This window comes from Bacillus thuringiensis (assembly GCF_001182785.1).
Lineage (GTDB): Bacteria > Bacillota > Bacilli > Bacillales > Bacillaceae_G > Bacillus_A > Bacillus_A thuringiensis_S.
The window spans coordinates 3,007,977-3,030,490 of sequence record NZ_CP012099.1; the positions used below are offsets into that span (position 1 = coordinate 3,007,977).

The window sequence follows — 22,514 nt, forward strand, 5'->3', positions numbered from 1 at the left end:
ATATGGTTTCTTTTTGAATCCCAAATTAGGAGGATACATGTTATTTACAAATTAACAATGAAGATAGCCTTTCTCCTCTTACTCTATAAACTTCCAAATGTTCTTCTAATTCCCTCTCTGCACTCATTACACTTAGCGTTTTCTTCACAAAATTCCAATTCAAACTGCCGGATAACCATAGTAACGAAGAAAGTCTTTTATAATCATTTGAAGTTAAAATGTTACTAGCTTTATACCCTTCTAAAAATGCTCTAGCAACTTCCGAACATACTTTATGCGACTGTATTCCTTCTGTCCGGGAATACCACTTTATTAAAAAGGCTAGTCCTTCCATACGATCAACATATGCAATGGATTCAAAATCTATAATTCCTTTTACAGATTGATTGGAATTCCATATGACATTTAAAGGATTTAAATCAGTTTGTACTATATACTCTAGATCATTCTTATGTGCGCTTTCTATATGATACTTAGCGAGATCTATATACCCTCTTAATTCCTTACATGTACCACCCTTATTTTCTAACAGCTTTATAAACTCAACATACCCATCCAAGTGAGATTTCTTTTGAAAAGTCGAGCTTTGAAACGTATTAGAAATGTCATGTATCTTTCTTGCTTCCTTTCCGAAAACTTCTGCCATCGTTTCTGTACAATGAGTAACATGTTCCCCTTCAATCCAAGTAGACAATACAAACCGGTACTGTTCATCATTCCAAGTGACAAATGTAAATGACTCTCCCGCCCTATTCTCCTTAATCTGCATAAATGGGATTCCATGCTCTCGTAAATAATACGTAAACCGTACTTGCTCTTTCAATTGTTCATTTGATAACGTCCCAAAGGCTGGATTGCTTGTTCGATCGCTATTTATAAACCGCGCGGAATATCGATTTCCATTTACGATGATTTTATAATGCAAATCTGTATGCCAACTGTTCTTATGTAATTCTTCTTCTACTACTAATGTATGAATTTCTTTAAAATAATTTATTACTACGTCTTTTATTACGTGTTTCATACTATTCTCCTTACATACAAAAATTCATTTTTGTACTTCCGAATATAAAGCTTTTAAGGTGAGGATTTTTAAGATACACCTAATGTATTCAAATAAAAAATCCTATCCTACTGTGAGTAATAATACCGTTATGTAATTTTGCCGCCAAAATTACAGTAGCCTTCTTTCATCTATATAGATGAAAGAAGGCTACTAAATCTTTTTAAAAATCTAGTTATTTCATAGTGAATGTATTATTGATTAAATAATACATTTGTTTAACACAAATACTAAATAAGAAAAACTAACCGTCATAATGCAATTAACAAATTGAGGATTTTCATTTAAACTTTATAAAACTCAAATGTATTTTTTTCTAAACATATTGTTTCATCAGAAGTTTTGATAATGATATCAAAACGCTGACTATACGAATGCATAAATACTTCATATTGAATCCGGCGTTCTTCATGAGACTGCCTTAAATAATTTATATCAGCTCCCCTTTCAGCTATATCCCGGCTTGATCTTCTCATTAGTTCCGTTTCACCATCTGTATAAAAATAAATTTTCAAATCAAATAAATTAGGATTAATAAATGCGGCGCTCATTCCTTCCACAATCGTTACTTTATTTTCCGAAGAAATCAACTCACTTTTCATATAATGCGTATCTATCGTATAAAAATCTAGCCCAGCTCTAACCATATGAATATCTCTTTCTAAAGCTCCCAAATGATGCGCCGCTGGATGACAAGCTGTCATTTTATAACGATGATTTTCATTTTGATATGTATAGTGAATCACTGCATGCTTGCGGATATCCGAACTAACAATGTAAGGATCTGTATTAATATAATTTACTTCATTTTGATTTAGTAGCTTTACGAGTCTATTAGTAAACGTCGTTTTTCCAGCTGCACCATGTCCTGAAATACCGATAACAATTTGTTCATCTCTCATCTTTAACCAATTTATGATTTCTTGTAACAACTTATCCATCATTCTCCCCCTTGCGCTAATATACTACCCTTTATTTTAATATCCAAAAATCCTTTTATCTAATTATACATAAAAAGGAAAAGATAGTGTGATTATTCATCATACCATCTCTAATTCTAAACAACTTTATGATCTTTTAAATGACTTTATTATTTGTGAACACCTACATGATTAAATACATTTCTAACTTTATCAATCCAATAGAAAATCCTCTATTTTTCGGTAATTTATGCGAACCAATGCAGTCATGACTAATAAAAAAGAGCCAATCTCCTATATGATAGAAGATTGGCCCTTTCCTTTATTTACTCCCCTGTTTCAGAAAATCGCTTTATACGTTCACCAATTTCATCGCGAACACGTTGAAATTCAGACCATTCTTTTCCTGCCGGGTCACCAAATCCCCAGTGAACACGATTTACGTGCGAAGGTGTCGAAGGACAAACAGAATCCGCATGACTACAAAGTGTAACGACTAAGTCAGCACTATTTAAAATGTTTGCATCAATTATATCTGATGTTTGATTTGTTATATCGATATTCACTTCATTCATTGCTTTAATCGCATTTGGATTCACTCCATGTGCTTCAATACCTGCAGAATACACATTCCACTTATCCCCTAAATATTGTTTGCCCCATGCTTCTGCCATTTGGCTTCGGCATGAATTTCCTGTGCATAAAAAGTAAATTGTCTTTTTGTTTGCCATGTTGTTTTCCACCTTTGTTTTTAAGTTGATTGATTATTAAAATATTTACGTTTAAACCAAAAAGCGATATTTACAAGTGCAATCATGACAGGTACTTCGACTAACGGTCCAATGACAGCTGCGAATGCTGCGCCCGAATGAATACCAAACACACCAACCGCTACCGCAATCGCTAACTCAAAGTTATTACTACCTGCTGTAAATGCTAACGTTGTTGTTACCGGATAGTTTGCACCAATTTTTCTTCCCATAAAGAAAGAAACGAAAAACATTACAATAAAATAGATTAATAACGGAATCGCTATTCTTACTACATCAAGTGGTACACTAACAATCATCTCCCCTTTTAAAGAGAACATAACGATGATCGTAAATAGCAATGCAATTAATGTAAGTGGACTAATTTTAGGTATAAAGACCTTTTCATACCACTGTCTTCCTTTTAACTTAACTAATACAAAACGTGTTAACATACCTGCTATAAAAGGAATTCCCAAATAGATAAATACTGATTTCGCTACTTCTGCCATTGTAATATTAACGATAGCCCCTTCAATTCCTAACCATTCTGGGATTACTGTTACGAACACGTATGCATAAACCGAGAAGAACAACATTTGAAATACCGAGTTAAAAGCCACTAAACCTGCCGCATACTCTTTATCCCCATCAGCAAGGTCATTCCAAACAATTACCATTGCAATACAACGTGCTAACCCAATCATAATGAGTCCAACCATGTATTCTGGTTTATCAGGAAGAAAAATAATTGCTAAAACAAACATAAGTACAGGCCCAATAATCCAGTTTTGTACTAAAGATAAAACCAATACTTTTACATCTTTAAATACTCGGCCCATTTCCTCGTAACGAACCTTTGCTAATGGTGGATACATCATGACAATTAAACCAACAGCAAGCGGAATAGACGTCGTTCCAACCTGTAATGTATTCAGTCCGTCTACTACACTAGGGAACACAAACCCTAAACCAATCCCAACAGCCATCGCTAGAAAGATCCATAGTGTTAAATATCGGTCTAGAAAAGATAAACGTTTCATTTTATTTTCCATCTCCTATTAACAACAAGAATTTTTAGCTACCTCATTTGAAGTCGTGCAACAAGATGGATCTTCAATTTTATGAACATCACTTTGTGCTTTCGTATAAAAGAACTCCCACTCGTTCCCATCAGGATCCGTTATCCAAAACTTATCTTGCACTGCATAGCAACAAGTCGTATCCATCTCATCACGCGCAAAGAAACCTTCTTTTTCTAATCGTTCTTTATGTACTGTAATTTCTTCAGCTGTATCCACTTGAAAACCAAAATGATTTACCTGATTTCCATTCACTTCATCTCGTACGTTCAGCGTGAAATTAAGTCCTGGCGTCTCTAATAAAAATTTTGCATAATCCGTTTTCACCTTAACTGGTGATACACCAAATACCTTTTCATAAAATTCAATAGACTTCTCTAAATTCGTAACGTTTATACCAACGTGAACATATCTCATACCTTATTCCTCCTCTTTATATATCATTAATCAATTTTTTTTGATTAATAGTACAAAATTTTAACAGCAACTACCTTTTCCTGTTTTTCTAAAGATACAGCATAATTCTTCTGATAATAAATTGTTTACTTCCGCATCATTTAAATCATAATAACTCCACGTACCTTTTGTTTCTTTTACAATTAAACCTGCATCTAATAAAATCTTTAAGTGATAGGACAACTTAGATTGCGTCATTTCAAAAATCTCTGTTAAATCACATACACAAGTCTGGCCTCGCTGGCAAAGTTCATACATAATCTCTAAACGTTTTTGATCAGCTAATGCTTTAAATTTTTTCTCATATAACTGAAAATTTTGTGCCATTGTAGTTCACTCTCCTTTCATCAATTTTTTTTGATATTTATAGTATATACGCCGTTTAGTTCTTTATGCAACTAATTCATCAAGTTTTTTAATTTTTAAAAAACCTTCCTCGCATTATATCTTTACAATTAAAAAGACCCTAGTTTATTCAAAAATGAAAACTACGGTTCTTTTTACAACTTAGTAGTTAAAATATTTCTAAGGAATGGAGTTTCTATAGCTACTAAAAAATATTAATCTGATGTTTATAGGGTGCTGCCCCTATAAACAAAACCCACCAGAAACATCTAAAATCTGCCCTGTTACCCAGCGACTATCAGAAGAAGCAAGGAACGCTACTGCATCTGCGATATCTTCAACTTGCCCTATTCGTCCGAAAACAGATGAATTCGTAGCAAAATTTCGTATTTCCGGATTATCTAGCAATTTTTCATTAATATCTGTCTTCGTATATCCAGGCATAATTGTATTCACTGTTATACCTCTTTCTCCAAGATGCTTAGCTAGAGGAAGTGTCATCGTATTTAATGCACCTTTACTTAAACCGTATGCAATTGAGCCTGTAAAACCGAGTCTTACTTCAGCTGACGAAATGTTAATAATACGCCCCTCTGCTCGTAGTAACGGCAATGTTTGCTGAATTAAGAAGAACGGCGCCTTAATATTTACGGACATAATTTCATCAAAAACTTCTTCTGTCGTATTTTCAATCGTTCCTTGTGTACCTATCCCTGCATTGTTTACTAAAATATCAATCTCTGATGTACCAACTTTTATTTGTAATTCATTCTTTAACTGTTCTACTAGCTTTTTGACACCATCAATTGAATTGAGTTCAGCTTCAATTAAGAACGCTTTTCCTCCATTAGATTCAATCTCACTAATCGTTTCATCTGCAGCTGTTTTATTTCGGCCGTAGTGGATTGCAACTAATGCTCCATCTTTCGCCAATCTCATCGCAATCGCACGGCCAATTCCGCGACTCGCTCCTGTTACTAACGCTACTTTCCCATCAAGATTCTTCATTTTCTCCATCCTTCCTAAATTTCCGTTTGATGAATGCTATACTTATATTTTCATACAAACACCAATAATTTTAAATATAGATTTATAGGCAATTTAGTTCGTTCACTTATGATATTATAGTTATAATTTGTGATTTACTTAAAAAAATAAAATAAGGTGGCTACACAATGCAAAACGCAGTAAAATTGGATGAAATCGATCATAAAATTATGAACTTGTTGTATGAAAATGCGAGGATTTCTGTTTCAGAAATCGGACGAATTATATCCATGACGCAACCTGCTGTAAAAGAACGAATTAACAAGCTTGAAGATCAAGGAGTTATAGCAGCTTACCGAACGAAATTTGAGCCTTCCAAAATTAATAAAAACATTCAAGCATTCATCATGTTTAAAACGAGCCAATGCTCTGATTTTATCCAATTTTGTAATGCCGCTCCTGAAGTAACAGATTTATATCGAATTAGTGGGGAGTTTAATTATATGATGAAAGTCATGAGCGATTCGATGGATTCTCTCGCTGCATTTTTAGACTCTTTAATGCAATTTGGCTTGTCGTCTCCTTTAATTGTTTTAAAGAGTGAGTTTGAGGAGAAATTGTCGTTCTAATAAGAGGACACTAAGGTAGAAATATCAAGTGTATGTGAAAAAATTCTTTTATAATATAATAAAACCAGCCATAGGCTGGTTCTTTTTTCATTCAATTTCCTACTAAAAATCCCGGGTATAATCCCCCTTCTCACTTACCCTTGATTCCTCTGCGCCTCTTTAAACTCCTCCTTCACCTTCTCTAACAACCCTTCTTCCGTAATTAATCGATACGCCGTATTTGCTAATGCTTTTGCCGATGTAATTAATGCTTTATCTCCAAGTTCTGAACGTGCTGCTTCTCTAAATTCATTCGTATGTGCAATTAAGTCATCTGGTCCGATTTTAATGTACGGATGGATTGTCGGTACGACTTGACTTACGTTTCCTGCGTCGGTTGAACCGATCCCTACTCTTTCTTTACGATTTACATCTTCACCTAATAGTTCTAGTTCTTCCGCTACGATATCGTTATATGTTTTTGTTACGAGTAATTCATCGATTTCATTTTGGAATTGATGGATTTTTACTTTTGCACCTGTTGCTAACGCTGCTCCCTCAGCAACGTTTCTTACTTTTTCTGTTATTTCTGCACATCTTTTTCGCGTTGCTGCGCGGATGAAGAACCTAGCTGCGGCATAGTCAGGAATAATATTAGGTGCTTTTCCGCCCTCTTTAATAACGCCATGAATTCTCACGTCTGACGGAAGTTGTTGGCGAAGTGCGTTAATACCGTTATAGAGCTGAATAACCGCATCTAATGCATTAATCCCTTCTTCTGGTGAAGCTGCAGCATGAGCTGTTTTTCCGTAAAAATGAAAATCAAGTGGATCGACTGCTAGTGAAGGACTCGTTGTCGCTGTCTTTCCGCTTGGATGAATCATAAGCGCCGCATCAATGTCTTTAAATAAACCTGCCTTTACATAACTTGATTTCGCGCTACCATTTGGCCCGCCTTCTTCTGCTGGTGTACCAAACACAACAACTTCCCCGCCAATTTCTTCAAGCGTTTCTGATAATGCAATTGCTGCTGCAACGCTAATTGTGCCAATTAAATTGTGACCACACGCATGACCGAGTCCTGGTAAAGCGTCATACTCTGCTAAAAATGCGATGACTGGTCCTTTTTTTCCTGAACTTTTTCGCGCAATAAAACCTGTTTCATGTCCAGCTATATTGTGTTGCAGCTGAAAACCAGCACTCCCTAGTAATAAACTTAACGTTCTTGATGCGTAAAACTCTTGGTTTCCGATCTCCGGATTCGCATGAATGTCATGACTTGTTTCTATGTACTTTTCCTTATTTCTTTCTATACTTTCTTCAATTGCTTTTCTTTGTGACGCTACTCCTGTCGCTCCCATTTTTCTTCCTCCTTTATTTTCACGTAAAAAAGCCTCTTTCTAAAAGATAGAAAGAGGCTTCTGTATATACAGTCAAAATGAGCTTCTTTCTTATCTTTCAAGTTACCTTGCTGGAATTGGCACAGTATTCATAACGAATCCGCTGCCGAGGTATCATAGGGCCAGTCCCTCCACCTCTCGCGATAAGAATTTTCATAAAATTATATTAAATTACATTTATTCTAAGTTCATTCCAATTAAAAGTCAAGGAATTCCTATCCGAATTTACCGAATATCTAAAAATCCTTTTAATACACCAATTGTTTCTGGTGCTTGCAGTCTTGCACATATGTACGGGAATTCCGTACTACCTTCAAACATCATTTGAGATGTGAGAGGTGCGCCTGCCCAGAAGATTTCATCATCAATTACAATAAACGGGAATGCTTTATTTTGTCTTTGTAACTTTACATTTTTCAGCGGAACTGGTCCGTCACTATAAACTGTTATTTGTGCATTTGTACGCATTAACGCTTGCCATACTCGTTTATCTACTTGTTTCGTACTTGGAAGTGAAATAATAATGTTTCGTTTTGCGGCTAAAATATCTTTTAATAGCCCTTTCGTTTCCTCAAGATTCATTTCCATAAACCAGCGTAGACGTTTCGAAATTTTCCGTTCCCACAATTGTCTTGATGTCGTGCGGTCATACACATCTCCATGACGTTCTATATGAGCTGTTAATTGTGATAACGATTGTTTTCTCGAAAGGTTTTTACGCATATAATGGCAATCTGATAATTGAATGAACTTCCCTCTCGCCCTTGTCACTGCTACATTGACGAGCCGATGATTTTTATGGTCAAAGAATAACACGCCAGGTCGTTCTTGCGGATAACTGTCAACCGTATCAAAGATCATCATATCTCTTTCAGAACCTTGGAACTTATGAACTGTCGCCACTAAAACTGGTATGTTTTGATATTTCGTTCTCTGCAACATTTCTCTAATACACGTCGATAAAAAACGTGACTGCGCCCTGTAAGGTGTCACAACACCAATCGACTGAACACCGTCTAACAATCCGATTAACATCATTTGCATCGCTACTAAACCAGACATAATGTTAAAACGTGAACCAGAAGCAGCATCTTTTAACGAAAAAGCTCCCATTTGGCTCGTATCAAATAAAACACTCGCTTCATTTGCGAACGGCTGCAATTGCGCAAGTTCTTTACGCTCTGAAACAGACGGATGATCATATACTCTGTTTTTATAAATAAATGAATTCGTAAACTTCGATATATCCGCATGCATACGTCTTTGTTCCTGCAACATAAATAGATTTGGATGTGCTTCTGATTTATTTACAGAATCAACAATCCCAGCGTGGTAAAACATATCTTCCCCAAGCCATTTGCGAACGAGTTCATGGTTCGCCATCGCAATTGGAGGTAATTGTAAAAAATCACCACAAACGACGATACGTTTTCCAAGTGAAGCAGCTAATGCGATTTGCGGAACGAACGCCATACTCACTTCATCTACGACAACTAAATCAAATGTACGCTCATAAATTAGCGCATCAATTGCACATTTTGATAGAGTTGCACCAATTACTTTCGCATTTTCAATATATTCTTTTTCTACTTCTTTAATTTTCGCTTTTTGCTTTCGAAGATCACTTTCAATCTCTTGTATACGCTTCTTATCAGCAGATGTTGCTTTATACGATAAGATTTTTTCACGAAGATCTTGTCGTGTCTCTTCTAAATAGAGTCTTTCCTCACCCCAAGATCCGTTCGTCGTTTCAACTAACTTAGATGCAAGTAACGTTTCATGATTTCGTATATGTTCATGTTGACTATAACCGTAACGAACAATTTCGCCAGGCGTCCATTTCTTTTTCTTTTCAATTTGCTTCGTTACTTCACTCATTAATACGTCTACTGCCGCGTTACTATGAGCTAACACAAGTACCGATTTTCCTTTTTGATAATGAGCCGAAATAATACGTGATAAATTGTAAGACTTCCCTGTTCCAGGTGGTCCCCATACGTACGTTGTCGGATTGTAAAACGAGCGATATGCCAGTTCATTTTTCGGATTTTTCATCTTCTCAATATGCTTCGGACTACTCGTCCCATCAACGAGACGCTTTATACGATTACGTTTCAACTTATCTTTACGTGCTTCTTTCAATCGCTCTTGCAGTTGCTCTAAAAGTTGCCACGGTTCACTGTATAAAACCGCTTCTCTTATTTCACCTTGTATATAATCATTTAATTTCAATTCTATTTCTAATCCATGTACAGATAATACTTCTCCTGTCGCTTCCTCACCATCGAACTCAATTCGAATTGGTGAACCTTCAGGTAAGCTTACTTCCGAAATAAGCTGAAATACATACACTGTATTCTCATAATCTGTATATAAAAAACGACCGTTCATGATAGAAATTTTACTACCACCTATCGTTTTCCAATGTTTAATTTCATATGCTAATGCATAATGCCACTCTTTCATCGTTTCCGATAATGAAGGAGTTTGAGTAGGTGTATTCATCGTATAATCTCCTTCCTTCTCCCCAAACATACTTTCTCACTATACCATACAACACGCTAAAATTTGTAAGGTTTTTATCTTGCTTATTTTCTCAATTTTCAATATTATTTTATATATAATTTTCAGAAAGAAGGAATCTACATGCCAGTTAGAAGAATCGAACACGTAGGACTTATGGTTGCAAACTTAGAAACATCTATCTCATTTTATGAAGAAGTAGTTGGCTTACAGCTCATTAAACGTATGGGACACCCGAATCCAGACTTAAAACTCGCTTTTTTAGGTGTAGAAGAATCGAAGGAAACGATACTCGAACTCATTGAAGGCTACAATTCTTCTCTTCCGGCAGAAGGAAAAGTACATCACATTTGCTTTAAAGTGGATTCATTAGAAGATGAAATCGAAAAACTAAGAAAACACGAAGTAACTTTTTTACTAGGAGATGCAATCGAAACATTACCAGATGGAACACGTTACATATTCTTCGCTGGTCCTGATGGGGAGTGGATTGAGTTTTTTGAGACGGAGAGATAGAGTGAAACTTTACATCAGAGGCCATCCCCTCTGATTATTAACCCACATCGGTCAAGCCATTTAATCGAGCTAGTTTGTGGGAGGTGGAAAAGCATGAAAAAATTTTCTCGAATAGGAAAAATATTATTAGGTTTTGGCGCGGGTCAATTGTTTTGGGGGCTTATAATGCTTAATGGAACTAATTTATTTGAGCACACAGGTAGCACTGTGAAGTATAGTATTCTAATCACCGGAACAGTTTGTTGCATTGCATCTAACTTTTTTAGAGAACCACAGAACTAACTAATAAGTGAGTTATACTTCCTGTTATAAATAACTTTATTATCAACATAAGGAGTAGAAACTGATGAATACAGTTTTTATTATCGTTTTTTGGGTACTTATACTATTTCCACTTCTTAATATAATCCTGATAAAGAAGTGGAATATAAGTCCCATTGATCTCATGGGGGTGTAACACCTTCTTTTTCAAATTCAAAGAAAAGTTTTTATTTTTCAGCATAAAGCATTATAACTCAACTGTTTTCATACAAAATTTTATGCCAAAAAAGAAAAGCGAGGATTCCTCATATCCCCGCTACATCAATGATGTATAAAATCCTATATAAGAGATACATAGACAAAAAAACAAGAACCCCTGTACATACAAGGATTCTATGAAAGTATTTGCTACCGATAATGAGACGTTATGTTAACCGAGCATGTATAGAATATTCATCTTATGTTGTTCCATTAAAGGGCCAGTTTAATTCAGCAAAAAGGAAAATTTATTAGACATAGAGAAATACAAGTTTGTTAGCAATTGAGTAAGTTAAGGAGATTATATTTATAATGAATACTATAAAAACCACAGGGTGCTTTACTATTGTTGATAATAATGAAGGCAAAATATTGCTAGTTAAACGAAATGATTATCCTATCTGGGATTTGCCTGGGGGAAGATTAGAAGAGAACGAACAGTTAGATAAATGCGCTATAAGAGAAACTGAAGAAGAAACGGGCTATATAATTGCTATTGAACGTAAAATAGGAGAATATCACCAGCCTGAATACAATGATATGCAACATATATTTTCAGGAAAATTACTAGGAGGAGAACCAATAAATAATGGACCTGAAACTGCAAAAATTGGATGGTTTAATCCTAGTAGATTACCTTTTTTAATGGTTCCAAATAGAAAAAAACAGATCAATAATTTTATGAAACACAAAAATTCACTAATAAAAGAGACATTAAAGACACCATTTATGGTAAAGGTATTGAAAAAAATTATGTGAGATGGTTATTGAATTAACGGGTGCTTTTCTTGAATAAGGATCAGTTCTTAATTTCTTGTATCTATCAAAAAAGATAATTTTCACTTCCGACTTCGATAATTATGTAAATAAGCAGTCCATGTAGACAGCTTATTATTTTTTTGCTTAGCGTGCAAAATTCGCATCTTGTGGGTGGTACCCCATCGCTGTCCAGCTAAGCTCATACAACATCAAAGTCATTACAGCTCCATGAGTGCCTAATACTACTTTCTGTCCTCGGTAGGTGTTTAATAATTCTTTTAAGACTTTTATAGCATGTTTCTGACAGTCGATATTAGACTCTCCTCACGTTAAAGGAAATTCGGGGTCTAAGTTAGGATTTTTACTTTCAAAAATATCTTAGCGTATAAGGGGATAGGAAACAATTCCCGGTATTAGGGGCCACTCTGGGATTTGATTACAAATAAAAAAGAACTTTATTCAAGTCCCTTTAATCTACGATAAAGATCGACCTAACTTACACATGTAATTTTTCATATTTGTTTAAAAATCAAATATATATTCTCTACACTCCCCAGTTATCAGTAGTTCATGTATTTAAAAATCTCAAAAGGTCCTTTTAGATTTTCTGAAGAGACTTTTTACTTAAATAAAGTATACTAAAAGCCGTAGGAGTTTAATGCCTACCACTTTGTAAAAGGATCTTGATTCACTATAAAATATCCTCTATAGGTTTATTCTTAAAATTTACTTTTAACTTGATGTTGATGTGACGTAATCTTAAATATTTAGAAATTTAAAAAGCCCCCTAATATTGTTAAAGGGGCTTTACTCATACGAATGATAATTTTTATAAATAATTGCTAAATAGTGAATTTACATAAATGCTTTTAGAAGCTCTTGAACTAATGGGATTGCTCCACCTATAAATTTTAAAACTGCCATTGCGATTTCCATATTATTTCCTCCTCTTTTGTTAGTACTGGGATGTGATTAAACTTTATACCCTTATTATAGTAAACGCTTACATTTGTAACAATACATTTCTGTATGCAATATTGCATATTTATACGTTTTGACAATATTTGACCTCTATTAGTCATTCTTTAATGGTACCATAACGAAGTGAGAGTCTTTAAGGGTTCTCCTTAATAGGAGGAAATATGGAGAAAGTGCAAGATATTTACAGTAATCTAAAATTTAAAAGTTGGTTTAAACAAGTATTAGCTGTAGGAGGAATATTAGGATTCTGCTACTTGGTGTTATATGGTTTCTGTTTTTTAGTTGATATGTAAATATTATACAACTATACTAGTGGAGTCTTGCCTACAGAGGTAAGACTCTTTTATTGTACTTGAGATGAACAAACTACATACAATAGTCTTCAGTTTCTCTTTATGGTTCCTTGTTCCTCTATGTTCTAGACCCACTATTCCCTATCATTGAAAGTAAATAAACTTCTATTTAAAAATTTCCATTTATATTAAAAAGCAAAGCATAAGTTGTATTCCATTTCGGTACAATTTTTTATCTTTGAAAAGGACTTAAATCTTATTAATAGATTTGAGTCTTTTTGCATACGTTAATCTCTATATAACCATATAAATATAATATATTAAAAACAATTTAAATGCAAGAATACTTGTAGAGGAACCGCCAGCACTTCGGAAAAAAACAAGTTTAGCTAAAAAATACAATAAGCTGCCCATATGGACAGCTTATTTACATAATTTTCTTTATTGGAAGTACACTTAAGGCCATTTTTAACTTAATAGGAGTCTAATATCTCAAGTTTCTTAGCTAATACCCAGCTATTTAGACCTAAATATGCATAAATATTGTAATAAAAATAATTCCCGTTTCTCAATGTTTCCTATAATCCTTTAATATCTTCATAGAATATAGGCCAACCTTGCATTAAGATATTATATATATATTTCTTACTACAATTATGGACGGTATTATCCTTGTTGCAGTTTTAATTTTAATCAAGTCTATTGTAATTATACAGATTGAAATACCTATTCAATTTCAAAAATAGTAAAGGAAATGTATATAAAAAGATCACTTGTCTTAGAAACAAGTGATCTTTTCATTAGATATACTGCAACTTGCTAACAGCAGGTAATTGTTATCCTATTCATCTGTTCAATAGGTATTATAATACATTTTTTAGTTATATAGACGGAATTGTTTCTAATGAAATGAGACCAAAAATATTTCAAAAGGTACCATAAATTATTTAGTGCTTTAAAAATGCAATTTTGAACCTTTCGAAGCACTAAATCAGGTAGGTTTTAATAAACTTCAAACTTTGTCTGCATCAGGATCTCACAATTGAGCCTGAGTAATTAATGCTGTCAACATAACAAAAAGAGTCCTGATTGAAACAAACTCTTTTATGAGTTTTTACAAGTATAAACTTTTAAACACATAATTACATTTCTATTATTTATTTTACCACTTGTACAGATGCTGGTTTCCACCCCTGATTCTCTACCCAATCAATATTAACCTTATATTTTTTATTACTTTGTTTATCTCGTACATTACCGTAGGCTTTATTATTACCATTATTTCCAATAAAATCGAAAATCAATTGGCTCTCAGGAACATCAACAGCATAAGAGATTGCTTTTTTCATCTCACTCCAATCTACTGTTCCTTCTTTAAATTTCATTTCAGGTTTTGCTCCTTGCTCTGTACCAATTGGCTTCCATGACGGATTAGTTTGAGGATCCTTTTCTTGAGATACTGTTTTTTCTTCCTCTTTATTTTCATTTCCGTTCGTTTTTACCGATTTTTCTACTTTTTGTTTCCCTTCTAACTGTGCTGCTTCTTTATCTTCGCTTTTCTTTTCTTCTATCTTTGCTATTTCTTTATCTTCAGTTTTCTTCTCTTCTAACTTTATTGCTTCTTTATCTTCAGTTTTCTTCTCTTCTATCTTTGCTGTTTCTTTATCTTCAGTTTTCTTCTCTTCTATCTTTGTTACTTTCTTTTCTTGAGCAATTGCTTTCGTTGATGTATTAGAAGGGGTAAACAATTGGTATGTCACTATACCAACTGTCACTAATACCAAAGTAAATGCAATATTAAAAATTGCCTTTTGACGACGATTCTGTTGTTTTTCCTGAAATCTGCTTACTTGTCCCATTCTTCAAACCTCCGTGTTTACTTTCTCCTCTACTCTTTATGTATTATCCCTAAAATTCTTAATATTTTTATTAAACAATAGAAATAAACTACACTTTCCATACAGGATTTCATATCATAATAAAATTTGTGTTTTTTCAAGTATCTGACATATGTTATTCAAAATAGTTTAATACATTAAAAATTGATAAGCTTCTGCATTTAAGAAACCTTCAATTTTATTCAAAGGTGATTCCAATTACGTCCACATTAGATCTCCTGTAGAAAGCTTTTTAACAATTAAGCCTCTTCTTCCCTTATTTATAATTTTTAAATTAAATTTCCCTCTATAGTATAATAAAGATGTTTCGTTTTCTAATGGGGTATGTCGTAAAATCAAAAGAGATTTTATCTCTTTTACCTTCTTTTCAGAGTAAATTTCACCACTAGGAAATTCTATTATTCCTAATGTAATCTTTAATTCGCTCTCATCAAAAGTCCACTCTTTATTAAGTTCTCTTATCTTTTGTATAAAGCTTCTTTTGGTTTGTCCTATATAGAGCAATGTTACATTCTTAGCATATACTCTAGAGATTGCAAATATCCCCTTCTTAGAAGCTTCTTCCCTATTATAAAAGTCATTTATACTATACATGCCATACCACTTAATATGTACTGTTTCTATGAATCTCACCTCGTTTTTAGACAATATTATAATTTCTGAATGTTCAAATTATTATTGGTGCATATGCTTGATTACTTGAATTATAAATTGTGCTTTTCAATAATACATTTTATTATTACTAATTTCAATAATGAAGAAAAATACAATACTATAGTTTAATTACAAAGCTGTATAAAAAACAAAGTGATGTCGTGCCACATATTTTCTTTTTTTACAATATCAAACTATCGTGAACACAATTTTAAAAGTTATGGAATAAAAATAGAAATGTATGTACATACATTTCTATTAATTGAAGAAACCTTCTTAATTGAGGTCGTACCCCAATTAAGAAGAAAAAGAGTAGAAATTTAATCTCTCTACGCTGTTGAAATTATTCAACTCCCAAAAAACTGTACATCTTCTAGAGATACTAATTTTCTAGTTTTGATGTTTTTATAGTGCTTGAGCGTGATATTATTCAAGTTTTTTCATTGAGAATGCATAAATACAAACAAAACCAGTAATACATCTTTTCTGTACCGTACTGGTTTTGTTTAAGTTCATCTTAAATTGTAGCTAGTTCACCGAGATTGCAAATTCCGATTTCGGTGCCCCAGCGAATACGATTGTTCCGTTCTTCGGAAGTTCCACCTTGTTATTTCCACTCACAATGGTGAAGTTGACGCAAACTCCCTTCTCATCATACACCGCAAATGAACCATTTGATGGCAGCGTCACGGTCATCCTTTTGTCTGTTGCCGCTTGTGGAATTGTAAACCATTTCGCATGCCCATTTGCATCCAACGTAACTTTGGATGATTGGCCTACATCAATTGGTTTTACATTAGATTCACTTACGTATAACAATCCAGCCATCTCCATATATTCATTGCCGCCTTCTGTATAGAAATGCGTTTCCGTCGTATCACGACCATTCATCACGGGTACTTGGATCTGATGCACCGCGGTGTTCGGACCTGTAATTTTTCTGCCATCCCAATAGCCTGCTGGGCCTTCCTTGCGAGTAATTTGAGTACTAAGATGTTTCGACTGAACAAGATATTGAATAGAACTAAATTTCTCGTTTACACGATAAAACTTAACACCTTCCCTCTTTGCCCATGCAGCAGCCGTTTTCTTCGAAAGCACGTTGTCTTCTAGTTTCTCAGCTAAATAGTGAGTCATCACACTTTGCCCTAAACCTGGATGAGACTTATATGCGCTTTCCTTCAAATAAGTTCTTCCATTCTTCTCGGTTACGAAGTTGAGCTTGGAAGTACCCCCCTCATTAATAAAGCTTCCATCAGCAGTATATACATATTTTTCTTCTGGATTAGATGGTAAGAATAGTTCACCGTTCTTCGTAATTTCAATTTTGAAACTAGTTTCGCTATTGCCATAAAATCCTGCTTTCTTTGCTACGCCTTGAGGCATTTTGACTTTGACCGGCTTGCCAAAGGATTTGTTCGGCTTGATGTCCTTAATAGTACCTTTTTCTTTAAGCGTGGCGAGCAGCAATTCAGTTGCCATTAGTTGATTTGTAGAGCTCCGTCCACCAGATGACAATACAGCCGCTGCTATTTTCTGTTCCGGAAGCACGACTAATATAGCATGTTGCAATGCCGTATCGCCTCCCTTAGCCAAAGCTTTGATCCCATATTCACTGAATGGGTATAGTTTTACACTATCCCAGCCAAGACCATAGTTAAAAATATTCTCGCCAGCCCCCGGCCACATTCCTTTTTTATATTCCTCTTGCTCCATTGCCTTAACTACCTTATCAGAGAGGATTCCTTTTCCCTGTCCCATAAATAGTTGTGAGAATCGCACCATATCTTCTGACGTGGAAGATATGCCTCCCGTACCAATAACATTCACCGATTCAATTGGAAGTTGTCCTTGGTACGCCGGGTAATATAGTCCAGCCCGATTTTCATCCCTCCATTTGTTCTGCGGCGTTTTCGTATGATTCATCTTTAAAGGCCCTGTAAAGTTTTGATGTAGAAATTCAGTAAAGCTCATACCACTAACTCTTTCCACCAAAATTTCGGCCAGCGTAAAGCCATCGTTACAGTATACCGAGAAAGCACCAGGGTCCGCCTTCAAGTTTTGATTTGACAATTGCTGTAACAAGGTATCATGGGCATAGGTATCATTATCGTTAAATAAAAATGCATTACCTAACGTAGAACCTTGCAATCCAGAGGAGTGATTCAATAACATACGCGTTGTAATGCTTTTGTATCGACCGTCTTTCATCTTAAAATCAGGAACATAGCGGACAACAGGAGCATCTAAATCGACTTTTCCTTCATCGACCAATTTCATTACAGCCGCTGTTGCATACATTTTACTAACTGAACCAATCCCGTATAAAGTATCTTTGGTTAGCGGCTTTTCCCCTGCCATATCGTTCTTGCCAGCCTGACCCGACAAAATAAGTTTTCCATTATCAATTAGTGCATACTGCACGCTATTCGCTTCATGAGACTTTGTAAGTAGCTCCGCCTTCTCTGCTGCAATCTTCTTCAGTTCCTGACTAGCTACTTCTTCACCAGTTACAACAGTAGTCTTACTTTCAGAAAATGCTTTCGCTCCTGTTGGTAGAATCATAGTTATCGCTAATGCAGTAGCTAACACACCAGTTAGCTTATTTTTCATCACGGAATTACCTCCTTAAATAATTGATCGTTTTCATCATTAATTTGTTTAACTATGAAACTATGATAAATTTTACCCGTTTTTACTTTTAGACTACTTGCTAAATTCAGCAAGTAAAATATTTTTAAAAGGAGGAGGACTATCAGCTATAAGGCTGTTCACATTGACGGCCAATGTATGCTTGCCTCCAAGTGTGCCCCCAGCAAAAGTTAAAAAGCCAGGAATGGTTCCTCCATGCCCCCATATCGATTCACCGTTTGAAAGCTTCATTTTGAAAATTCCAAGCCCGGAATCGCCAAGCTCATCTACTCCTGTAGGGACTGTTGTAAGCATTTGCTTTAGTTGCTGTTCTTTCAGTAATTTGCCTCCAAGTAAATAAGAAAAGAATTTGTTTAAATCATCAGCTGTAGAAATCATCTCTCCGGCCGAGCTCCCCGTACTTGGGTTATAATAAGTAACATCTTTTGGCTCACTTGCTCTGTCTAATTGGATATATCCACGGGCATGCTTAGTTCCTGGAATCACACTTGAATTTCCAGGTAAGAATGTATTTGATAATTCAAGTGGTTCAATAATTCGATTTTCAATCTCTTCCGCATAGCTGTTCCCAGTTACTTTTTCAATAAGAATTCCTAGTAATACATATCCTGTATTTGAATACGACCAACTCTTTCCTGGAGCAAAATCTGGAGGCATGGATATTCCCATCTTTACTAATTCTTCAGCAGTATAAGATTTTTTGTATCCATCATATTAAAATCCTTTGACCCTGTGTAATTAGCGATACCACTTGTGTGATTCAATAATTGCCGGATAGTAATCTGTTTATCATCATATCCATTTCCTTGAATGACACCAGGCAACCATCTTTCAATAGAATCGTCTAGATTTAGGCGGTTTTCTCCTGCTAATTGAAGTACAACTGTTGCAGTGAACGTCTTTGTCACGCTGCCAATTCGAAATCGAAAATCTGTTTTCATTGGTTTCTTGGTACTTAGATCCGCTACACCAGCCGCATAACTCCATGTTTTTCCACCCTCAGAAGTTTTAGCAAGTATCCCTGGATATCCAAGTTTCAATGTATCCCGCATTGCCTCCTTGACGGAATTACGGTCTCTTTGATTGCTTGTTTGTAACGAGTTAGATACATTTTGAATGGACTCCGCTTTTACACTTGAGGTTAGAGGTGTATAAAACAGGGAACCTCCAGTTATTAAAAGAGCTAAACCTGTACATGTAATTTGACTATGCTTTTTCATCAAAATAATCCTCTCCCCTATTCATATTGTATAAATGGTTATTTGCTGTTTGGAACTAATCACACAGCTTTCTTCTTAACCCACTGCAAAAGGACGACATTGAATCTGTAATGTCTCTTTTCCTCCAAACAAGTCTTATTAATTGATTTGTTTTTTATAGAAATATATAGTATTTTTCTCCTCTCACTCTTCTTTACATTTTCATCTTACACAATGAAAATCTCTTTTTTCTTACCTCTTCCTTACAAATTCCTTACGTTCAAAATTACTTTTATAATTGATTATTTTTTATTTTAATAACATTTAGTTGTATTAATTTGATAGGAATTTGACTTCACATAAAAGTTTATTTATTTTGAAAAATGAATTTAAATACAAATTAACTATTTAATATTCAACATCTCACCTATACATGTCCTAACATAAGTTCCTATCATCTATATGTATTATTTATTACAACAGCTTTCACGCTAAAAATAAGATATTTCAAAAAAGAGAAATATAGGTATCTCAACAAGAGATTACCAATATAAACAATGTGAAAATGTAAGAACCCCTGTATTACTGCTGATTTCCCTCTAACTAATACAGTTTCAAACATTAGACACAAATACTACATGTAATGTTGAATTTATTACCTATTCAAAATTCTGTTTGTTCATTTTTTCTTAAAATACAAAAATATTCAACTTATAAATATACAAGCTATAATAGGGACGTCTAGGGATAACCTATTAGCACCTTAGAAAATATCAACTTTCTAAAATTGGACAAGATGAAAAAATCACTCACAGAAAGGTGTGTAATCAAAAAGAAAATTCATTAAAAATTCTTTAGTAGCAAAAGACATCGCATTAGCTATGCCTTAGCAATATCTACAATGTTGACGAGGTTATTGAAGCGATATAAAGGGATGGAAAACAGATGTCTCACGAATTAAAAGCAATAGTTTTAGGGGGAATTCTGGACATACTTACAATTTTTCAATCCTTATTCACTTAAATATACCCATCTACAATCAAAAGATTTTGAAAGCGTTCACAAACATTAGGTTTTAGATTCAATTAGAGAAGAACACACGATTTGAGGAACTTGTAGGAGATTCATTTTCCAGAACGACTTATATTCCTAAGACTTAAGAATAGGATACAAGGAGGATTTATTATATGAATGGGAATACTGCTAAAAAAATAGAATTGCAATCTAAAAATACTGTGATTACAAACGAGAAATATTTGGATCCTAAAAAGTGGCATAAGCAAGATACTACGTGGGCATTGAGCCTTTTCGGGACAGCGATTGGAGCAGGAGTACTCTTTTTACCAATTAATGCAGGTTCAGGTGGTTTATTATCATTATTACTCATTACATTACTTGCCTATCCAGTTATGTATTACTCACATAGAGCGCTTGCTAAAATGATATATGCTTCCAATTCTGCCAATGAGGGAATTACGGGTACAATAAGAGAGTATTTCGGAAATAAGGCGAGTATTATTTTTAACATCGTATACTTCGTCTCAATTTATACAATTGTCTTGATGTATTCAATTGCACTTACAAATACTGCAAGTAGTTTTATTGTGAATCAATTACATATGAAAGAGCCCTCAAGAGCCATTTTATCGCTTGTTTTAGTACTGGGTCTTATCGCTATACTAAATTTCGGTCAAGATATCACTGTAAAAATTATGAGCTTGCTAGTATACCCTTTCATAGCTTCTCTACTATTTATCGCAATATCTCTAATTCCTCAGTGGAACACATCAATGCTTAGTTTTTCAGATGTCTCTACTGCTTCAACCGGAACAGGTTATTTGGGAACGATATGGATGATACTACCTATCATAGTGTTTTCATTTAACCATTCTCCAATGATTTCGTCTTTCGTGATAAAACAAAGATCTACGTATGGAATAGAAGCAACTGATGCTAAATGTGCTCAAATACAAAAAGTTTGTTATATCATGACGTTCGTTGTTGTTATGTTCTTCGTTTGGAGCAGCGCACTAAGTTTGACTCCAAATGATTTAAAAGTGGCAAAAGAGCAGAACTTATCAATCCTATCCTATCTCGCTAATGAACTTAATTCGCCAGTAATTACGATTGCAGCTCCTATTATTGCTTTTATGGCTATAACAAAGTCTTTCCTTGGCCATTATATAGGATCATATGAAGTAATGCGTGACATGATTATCAAATTTGGTAAAACACGCGGAAAAGATATAGAAGAAAAAACAGTTAAGACAGTAATTCTTACTTTTGTCGTATTAACATGCTGGTATGTTGCTTATGCAAATCCAAGTATTCTTGGGCTCATTGACGCTCTAAGCGGTCCATTAGTTGCTGCTATCTTATGTCTATTACCAATGTATGCGATCCGTAAAGTACCGGTATTAGCTCAATATAGAGGTAAAATAAGCAATGCATTTGTTATTATTGTAGGAGTACTTACAATCTTAGCAAGTATTAAATCTTTATTCTAACTTACTAGTTAATTATCGTTATTACAAATCAGAATAACAAATTATCAAAACGAAAAGAAGTTGACGAACGATGTGTACAAACATAAAAAATCTATATATATTCAAAATTTAATTTACGTTTGTCTATATTAATATACTAGGATTAACAAAGAAGCATCCAACAAATTATTATTAATCACTACATTTTCTTTCATAGTATGTCAACGTATAAAAAGACACTTTCTATAGTGTCTTTTTATACGTTATAAGATGAATACACTAACTACATACTTATAATTGGAGAGCTTTTGTGAATATCTTCTGTGAGTTGGTCCTTTTCTTTCCCCGTTCATTTCTTCTTTTGAAAAGGTACCACTATATGGACTAAATATCATAAAATGTTAATTTTCTTTTGCTTGCCTAT

General features: G+C 34.3%; 18 protein-coding genes, 3 pseudogenes and 1 riboswitch. Of the genes and pseudogenes, 6 read left to right on the forward strand and 15 right to left on the reverse strand.

The window, feature by feature from the left end; all coding sequences use genetic code 11:
- Positions 1-40 precede the first annotated feature (40 nt).
- The 7 genes from AC241_RS15570 to AC241_RS15600 form a co-directional block, all read right to left on the reverse strand.
- On the reverse strand, positions 41-1,024 hold the full coding sequence (locus tag AC241_RS15570) for a phosphotransferase enzyme family protein (RefSeq protein ID WP_029442729.1): 984 nt from the start codon (positions 1,022-1,024) through the stop codon (positions 41-43).
- Positions 1,025-1,347: 323 nt separating this feature from the next.
- Positions 1,348-2,004 (reverse strand): uridine kinase family protein, encoded by a 657-nt coding sequence (locus AC241_RS15575; protein WP_029442730.1) that lies wholly within the window; start codon positions 2,002-2,004, stop codon positions 1,348-1,350.
- A gap of 305 nt (positions 2,005-2,309) precedes the next feature.
- Positions 2,310-2,714, reverse strand: a complete 405-nt coding sequence (arsC, locus tag AC241_RS15580; protein ID WP_050844179.1) for an arsenate reductase (thioredoxin) — start codon at positions 2,712-2,714, stop codon at positions 2,310-2,312.
- Positions 2,715-2,734: 20 nt separating this feature from the next.
- Positions 2,735-3,775, reverse strand: coding sequence for an ACR3 family arsenite efflux transporter (arsB, locus tag AC241_RS15585; RefSeq protein ID WP_029442732.1), 1,041 nt, complete (start codon positions 3,773-3,775; stop codon positions 2,735-2,737).
- An 18-nt stretch (positions 3,776-3,793) separates the two neighbouring features.
- Positions 3,794-4,231 carry an ArsI/CadI family heavy metal resistance metalloenzyme gene (locus AC241_RS15590; protein WP_016081036.1) on the reverse strand — a complete coding sequence of 146 codons (438 nt, stop codon included), beginning with the start codon at positions 4,229-4,231 and terminating at the stop codon, positions 3,794-3,796.
- Between the two features lie 60 nt (positions 4,232-4,291).
- The gene (gene arsR / locus AC241_RS15595; RefSeq protein ID WP_000068188.1) at positions 4,292-4,597 is read right to left on the reverse strand and encodes an arsenical resistance operon transcriptional regulator ArsR; all 306 of its coding nucleotides are present in this window, start codon (positions 4,595-4,597) and stop codon (positions 4,292-4,294) included.
- 261 nt (positions 4,598-4,858) lie between these two features.
- Entirely contained in the window at positions 4,859-5,623 is a 765-nt protein-coding gene (locus AC241_RS15600) for an SDR family oxidoreductase (protein ID WP_016081035.1), read from the reverse strand.
- 167 nt (positions 5,624-5,790) lie between these two features.
- On the opposite strand from AC241_RS15600, the gene AC241_RS15605 reads away from it, so the two are divergent.
- Positions 5,791-6,231, forward strand: coding sequence for an Lrp/AsnC family transcriptional regulator (locus AC241_RS15605; protein WP_001178565.1), 441 nt, complete (start codon positions 5,791-5,793; stop codon positions 6,229-6,231).
- Positions 6,232-6,365: 134 nt separating this feature from the next.
- On the opposite strand, the gene AC241_RS15610 is transcribed toward AC241_RS15605, so the two are convergent.
- Positions 6,366-7,571, reverse strand: coding sequence for a M20 family metallopeptidase (locus AC241_RS15610; RefSeq protein WP_050844181.1), 1,206 nt, complete (start codon positions 7,569-7,571; stop codon positions 6,366-6,368).
- An 87-nt stretch (positions 7,572-7,658) separates the two neighbouring features.
- A riboswitch (SAM riboswitch) is annotated at positions 7,659-7,760 on the reverse strand.
- 75 nt (positions 7,761-7,835) lie between these two features.
- Positions 7,836-10,145: an AAA domain-containing protein gene (locus AC241_RS15615; protein ID WP_050844183.1), complete on the reverse strand. Its 2,310-nt coding sequence runs from the start codon at positions 10,143-10,145 to the stop codon at positions 7,836-7,838.
- A 111-nt stretch (positions 10,146-10,256) separates the two neighbouring features.
- Here AC241_RS15615 and AC241_RS15620 point away from each other — a divergent pair, with 111 nt between their 5' ends.
- From AC241_RS15620 to AC241_RS15630, 3 genes are all read left to right on the forward strand, one after another.
- Positions 10,257-10,649 (forward strand): VOC family protein, encoded by a 393-nt coding sequence (locus AC241_RS15620; RefSeq protein ID WP_043937132.1) that lies wholly within the window; start codon positions 10,257-10,259, stop codon positions 10,647-10,649.
- A gap of 93 nt (positions 10,650-10,742) precedes the next feature.
- Positions 10,743-10,931: a hypothetical protein gene (locus AC241_RS15625; protein ID WP_016081030.1), complete on the forward strand. Its 189-nt coding sequence runs from the start codon at positions 10,743-10,745 to the stop codon at positions 10,929-10,931.
- A 549-nt stretch (positions 10,932-11,480) separates the two neighbouring features.
- A complete protein-coding gene (locus AC241_RS15630; RefSeq protein ID WP_001092198.1) occupies positions 11,481-11,927 on the forward strand; it encodes an NUDIX hydrolase in 447 nt (148 codons plus the stop codon).
- Between the two features lie 153 nt (positions 11,928-12,080).
- Here the strand turns inward: AC241_RS15630 and AC241_RS35220 are convergent.
- Together AC241_RS35220 and AC241_RS35895 are read right to left on the reverse strand one after the other, a co-directional pair.
- Positions 12,081-12,290 (reverse strand): annotated as a pseudogene (locus AC241_RS35220) (histidine phosphatase family protein); the annotation flags it as partial.
- Between the two features lie 492 nt (positions 12,291-12,782).
- Positions 12,783-12,970: pseudogene (locus AC241_RS35895) on the reverse strand (hypothetical protein).
- Between the two features lie 99 nt (positions 12,971-13,069).
- Between AC241_RS35895 and AC241_RS35700 the strand changes: the two are divergent.
- Positions 13,070-13,201, forward strand: coding sequence for a hypothetical protein (locus AC241_RS35700; RefSeq protein ID WP_254913550.1), 132 nt, complete (start codon positions 13,070-13,072; stop codon positions 13,199-13,201).
- 1,157 nt (positions 13,202-14,358) lie between these two features.
- Here AC241_RS35700 and AC241_RS15640 read toward each other — a convergent pair.
- The 4 genes and pseudogenes from AC241_RS15640 to AC241_RS15655 all read right to left on the reverse strand — a co-directional run bounded on the left by AC241_RS15640 (position 14,359) and on the right by AC241_RS15655 (position 19,625).
- A complete protein-coding gene (locus AC241_RS15640; protein WP_050844185.1) occupies positions 14,359-15,060 on the reverse strand; it encodes a YrrS family protein in 702 nt (233 codons plus the stop codon).
- 237 nt (positions 15,061-15,297) lie between these two features.
- Positions 15,298-15,732 carry a hypothetical protein gene (locus AC241_RS15645; RefSeq protein WP_002094078.1) on the reverse strand — a complete coding sequence of 145 codons (435 nt, stop codon included), beginning with the start codon at positions 15,730-15,732 and terminating at the stop codon, positions 15,298-15,300.
- A gap of 549 nt (positions 15,733-16,281) precedes the next feature.
- Entirely contained in the window at positions 16,282-18,366 is a 2,085-nt protein-coding gene (locus AC241_RS15650; RefSeq protein WP_050844187.1) for a serine hydrolase domain-containing protein, read from the reverse strand.
- Positions 18,367-18,459: 93 nt separating this feature from the next.
- A pseudogene (locus AC241_RS15655) lies at positions 18,460-19,625 on the reverse strand (serine hydrolase domain-containing protein).
- Positions 19,626-20,791: 1,166 nt separating this feature from the next.
- Between AC241_RS15655 and AC241_RS15660 the strand changes: the two are divergent.
- A complete protein-coding gene (locus AC241_RS15660; RefSeq protein ID WP_050844189.1) occupies positions 20,792-22,111 on the forward strand; it encodes an aromatic amino acid transport family protein in 1,320 nt (439 codons plus the stop codon).
- Positions 22,112-22,514: the final 403 nt, after the last annotated feature.

Bases quoted from the DNA above. Each gene is read 5' to 3' on its own strand.
- AC241_RS15650 (WP_050844187.1), bottom strand. From the start codon at position 18,366: ATGAAAAATAAGCTAACTGGTGTGTTAGCTACTGCATTAGCGATAACT.
- AC241_RS15605 (WP_001178565.1), top strand. From the start codon at position 5,791: ATGCAAAACGCAGTAAAATTGGATGAAATCGATCATAAAATTATGAAC.
- AC241_RS15610 (WP_050844181.1), bottom strand. From the start codon at position 7,571: ATGGGAGCGACAGGAGTAGCGTCACAAAGAAAAGCAATTGAAGAAAGT.
- AC241_RS15575 (WP_029442730.1), bottom strand. From the start codon at position 2,004: ATGGATAAGTTGTTACAAGAAATCATAAATTGGTTAAAGATGAGAGAT.
- AC241_RS15615 (WP_050844183.1), bottom strand. From the start codon at position 10,145: ATGTTTGGGGAGAAGGAAGGAGATTATACGATGAATACACCTACTCAA.
- AC241_RS15640 (WP_050844185.1), bottom strand. From the start codon at position 15,060: ATGGGACAAGTAAGCAGATTTCAGGAAAAACAACAGAATCGTCGTCAA.
- AC241_RS15660 (WP_050844189.1), top strand. From the start codon at position 20,792: ATGAATGGGAATACTGCTAAAAAAATAGAATTGCAATCTAAAAATACT.
- arsC (WP_050844179.1), bottom strand. From the start codon at position 2,714: ATGGCAAACAAAAAGACAATTTACTTTTTATGCACAGGAAATTCATGC.
- arsR (WP_000068188.1), bottom strand. From the start codon at position 4,597: ATGGCACAAAATTTTCAGTTATATGAGAAAAAATTTAAAGCATTAGCT.
- AC241_RS15630 (WP_001092198.1), top strand. From the start codon at position 11,481: ATGAATACTATAAAAACCACAGGGTGCTTTACTATTGTTGATAATAAT.
- AC241_RS15590 (WP_016081036.1), bottom strand. From the start codon at position 4,231: ATGAGATATGTTCACGTTGGTATAAACGTTACGAATTTAGAGAAGTCT.
- arsB (WP_029442732.1), bottom strand. From the start codon at position 3,775: ATGAAACGTTTATCTTTTCTAGACCGATATTTAACACTATGGATCTTT.
- AC241_RS15570 (WP_029442729.1), bottom strand. From the start codon at position 1,024: ATGAAACACGTAATAAAAGACGTAGTAATAAATTATTTTAAAGAAATT.
- AC241_RS35700 (WP_254913550.1), top strand. From the start codon at position 13,070: ATGGAGAAAGTGCAAGATATTTACAGTAATCTAAAATTTAAAAGTTGG.
- AC241_RS15625 (WP_016081030.1), top strand. From the start codon at position 10,743: ATGAAAAAATTTTCTCGAATAGGAAAAATATTATTAGGTTTTGGCGCG.
- AC241_RS15600 (WP_016081035.1), bottom strand. From the start codon at position 5,623: ATGAAGAATCTTGATGGGAAAGTAGCGTTAGTAACAGGAGCGAGTCGC.
- AC241_RS15620 (WP_043937132.1), top strand. From the start codon at position 10,257: ATGCCAGTTAGAAGAATCGAACACGTAGGACTTATGGTTGCAAACTTA.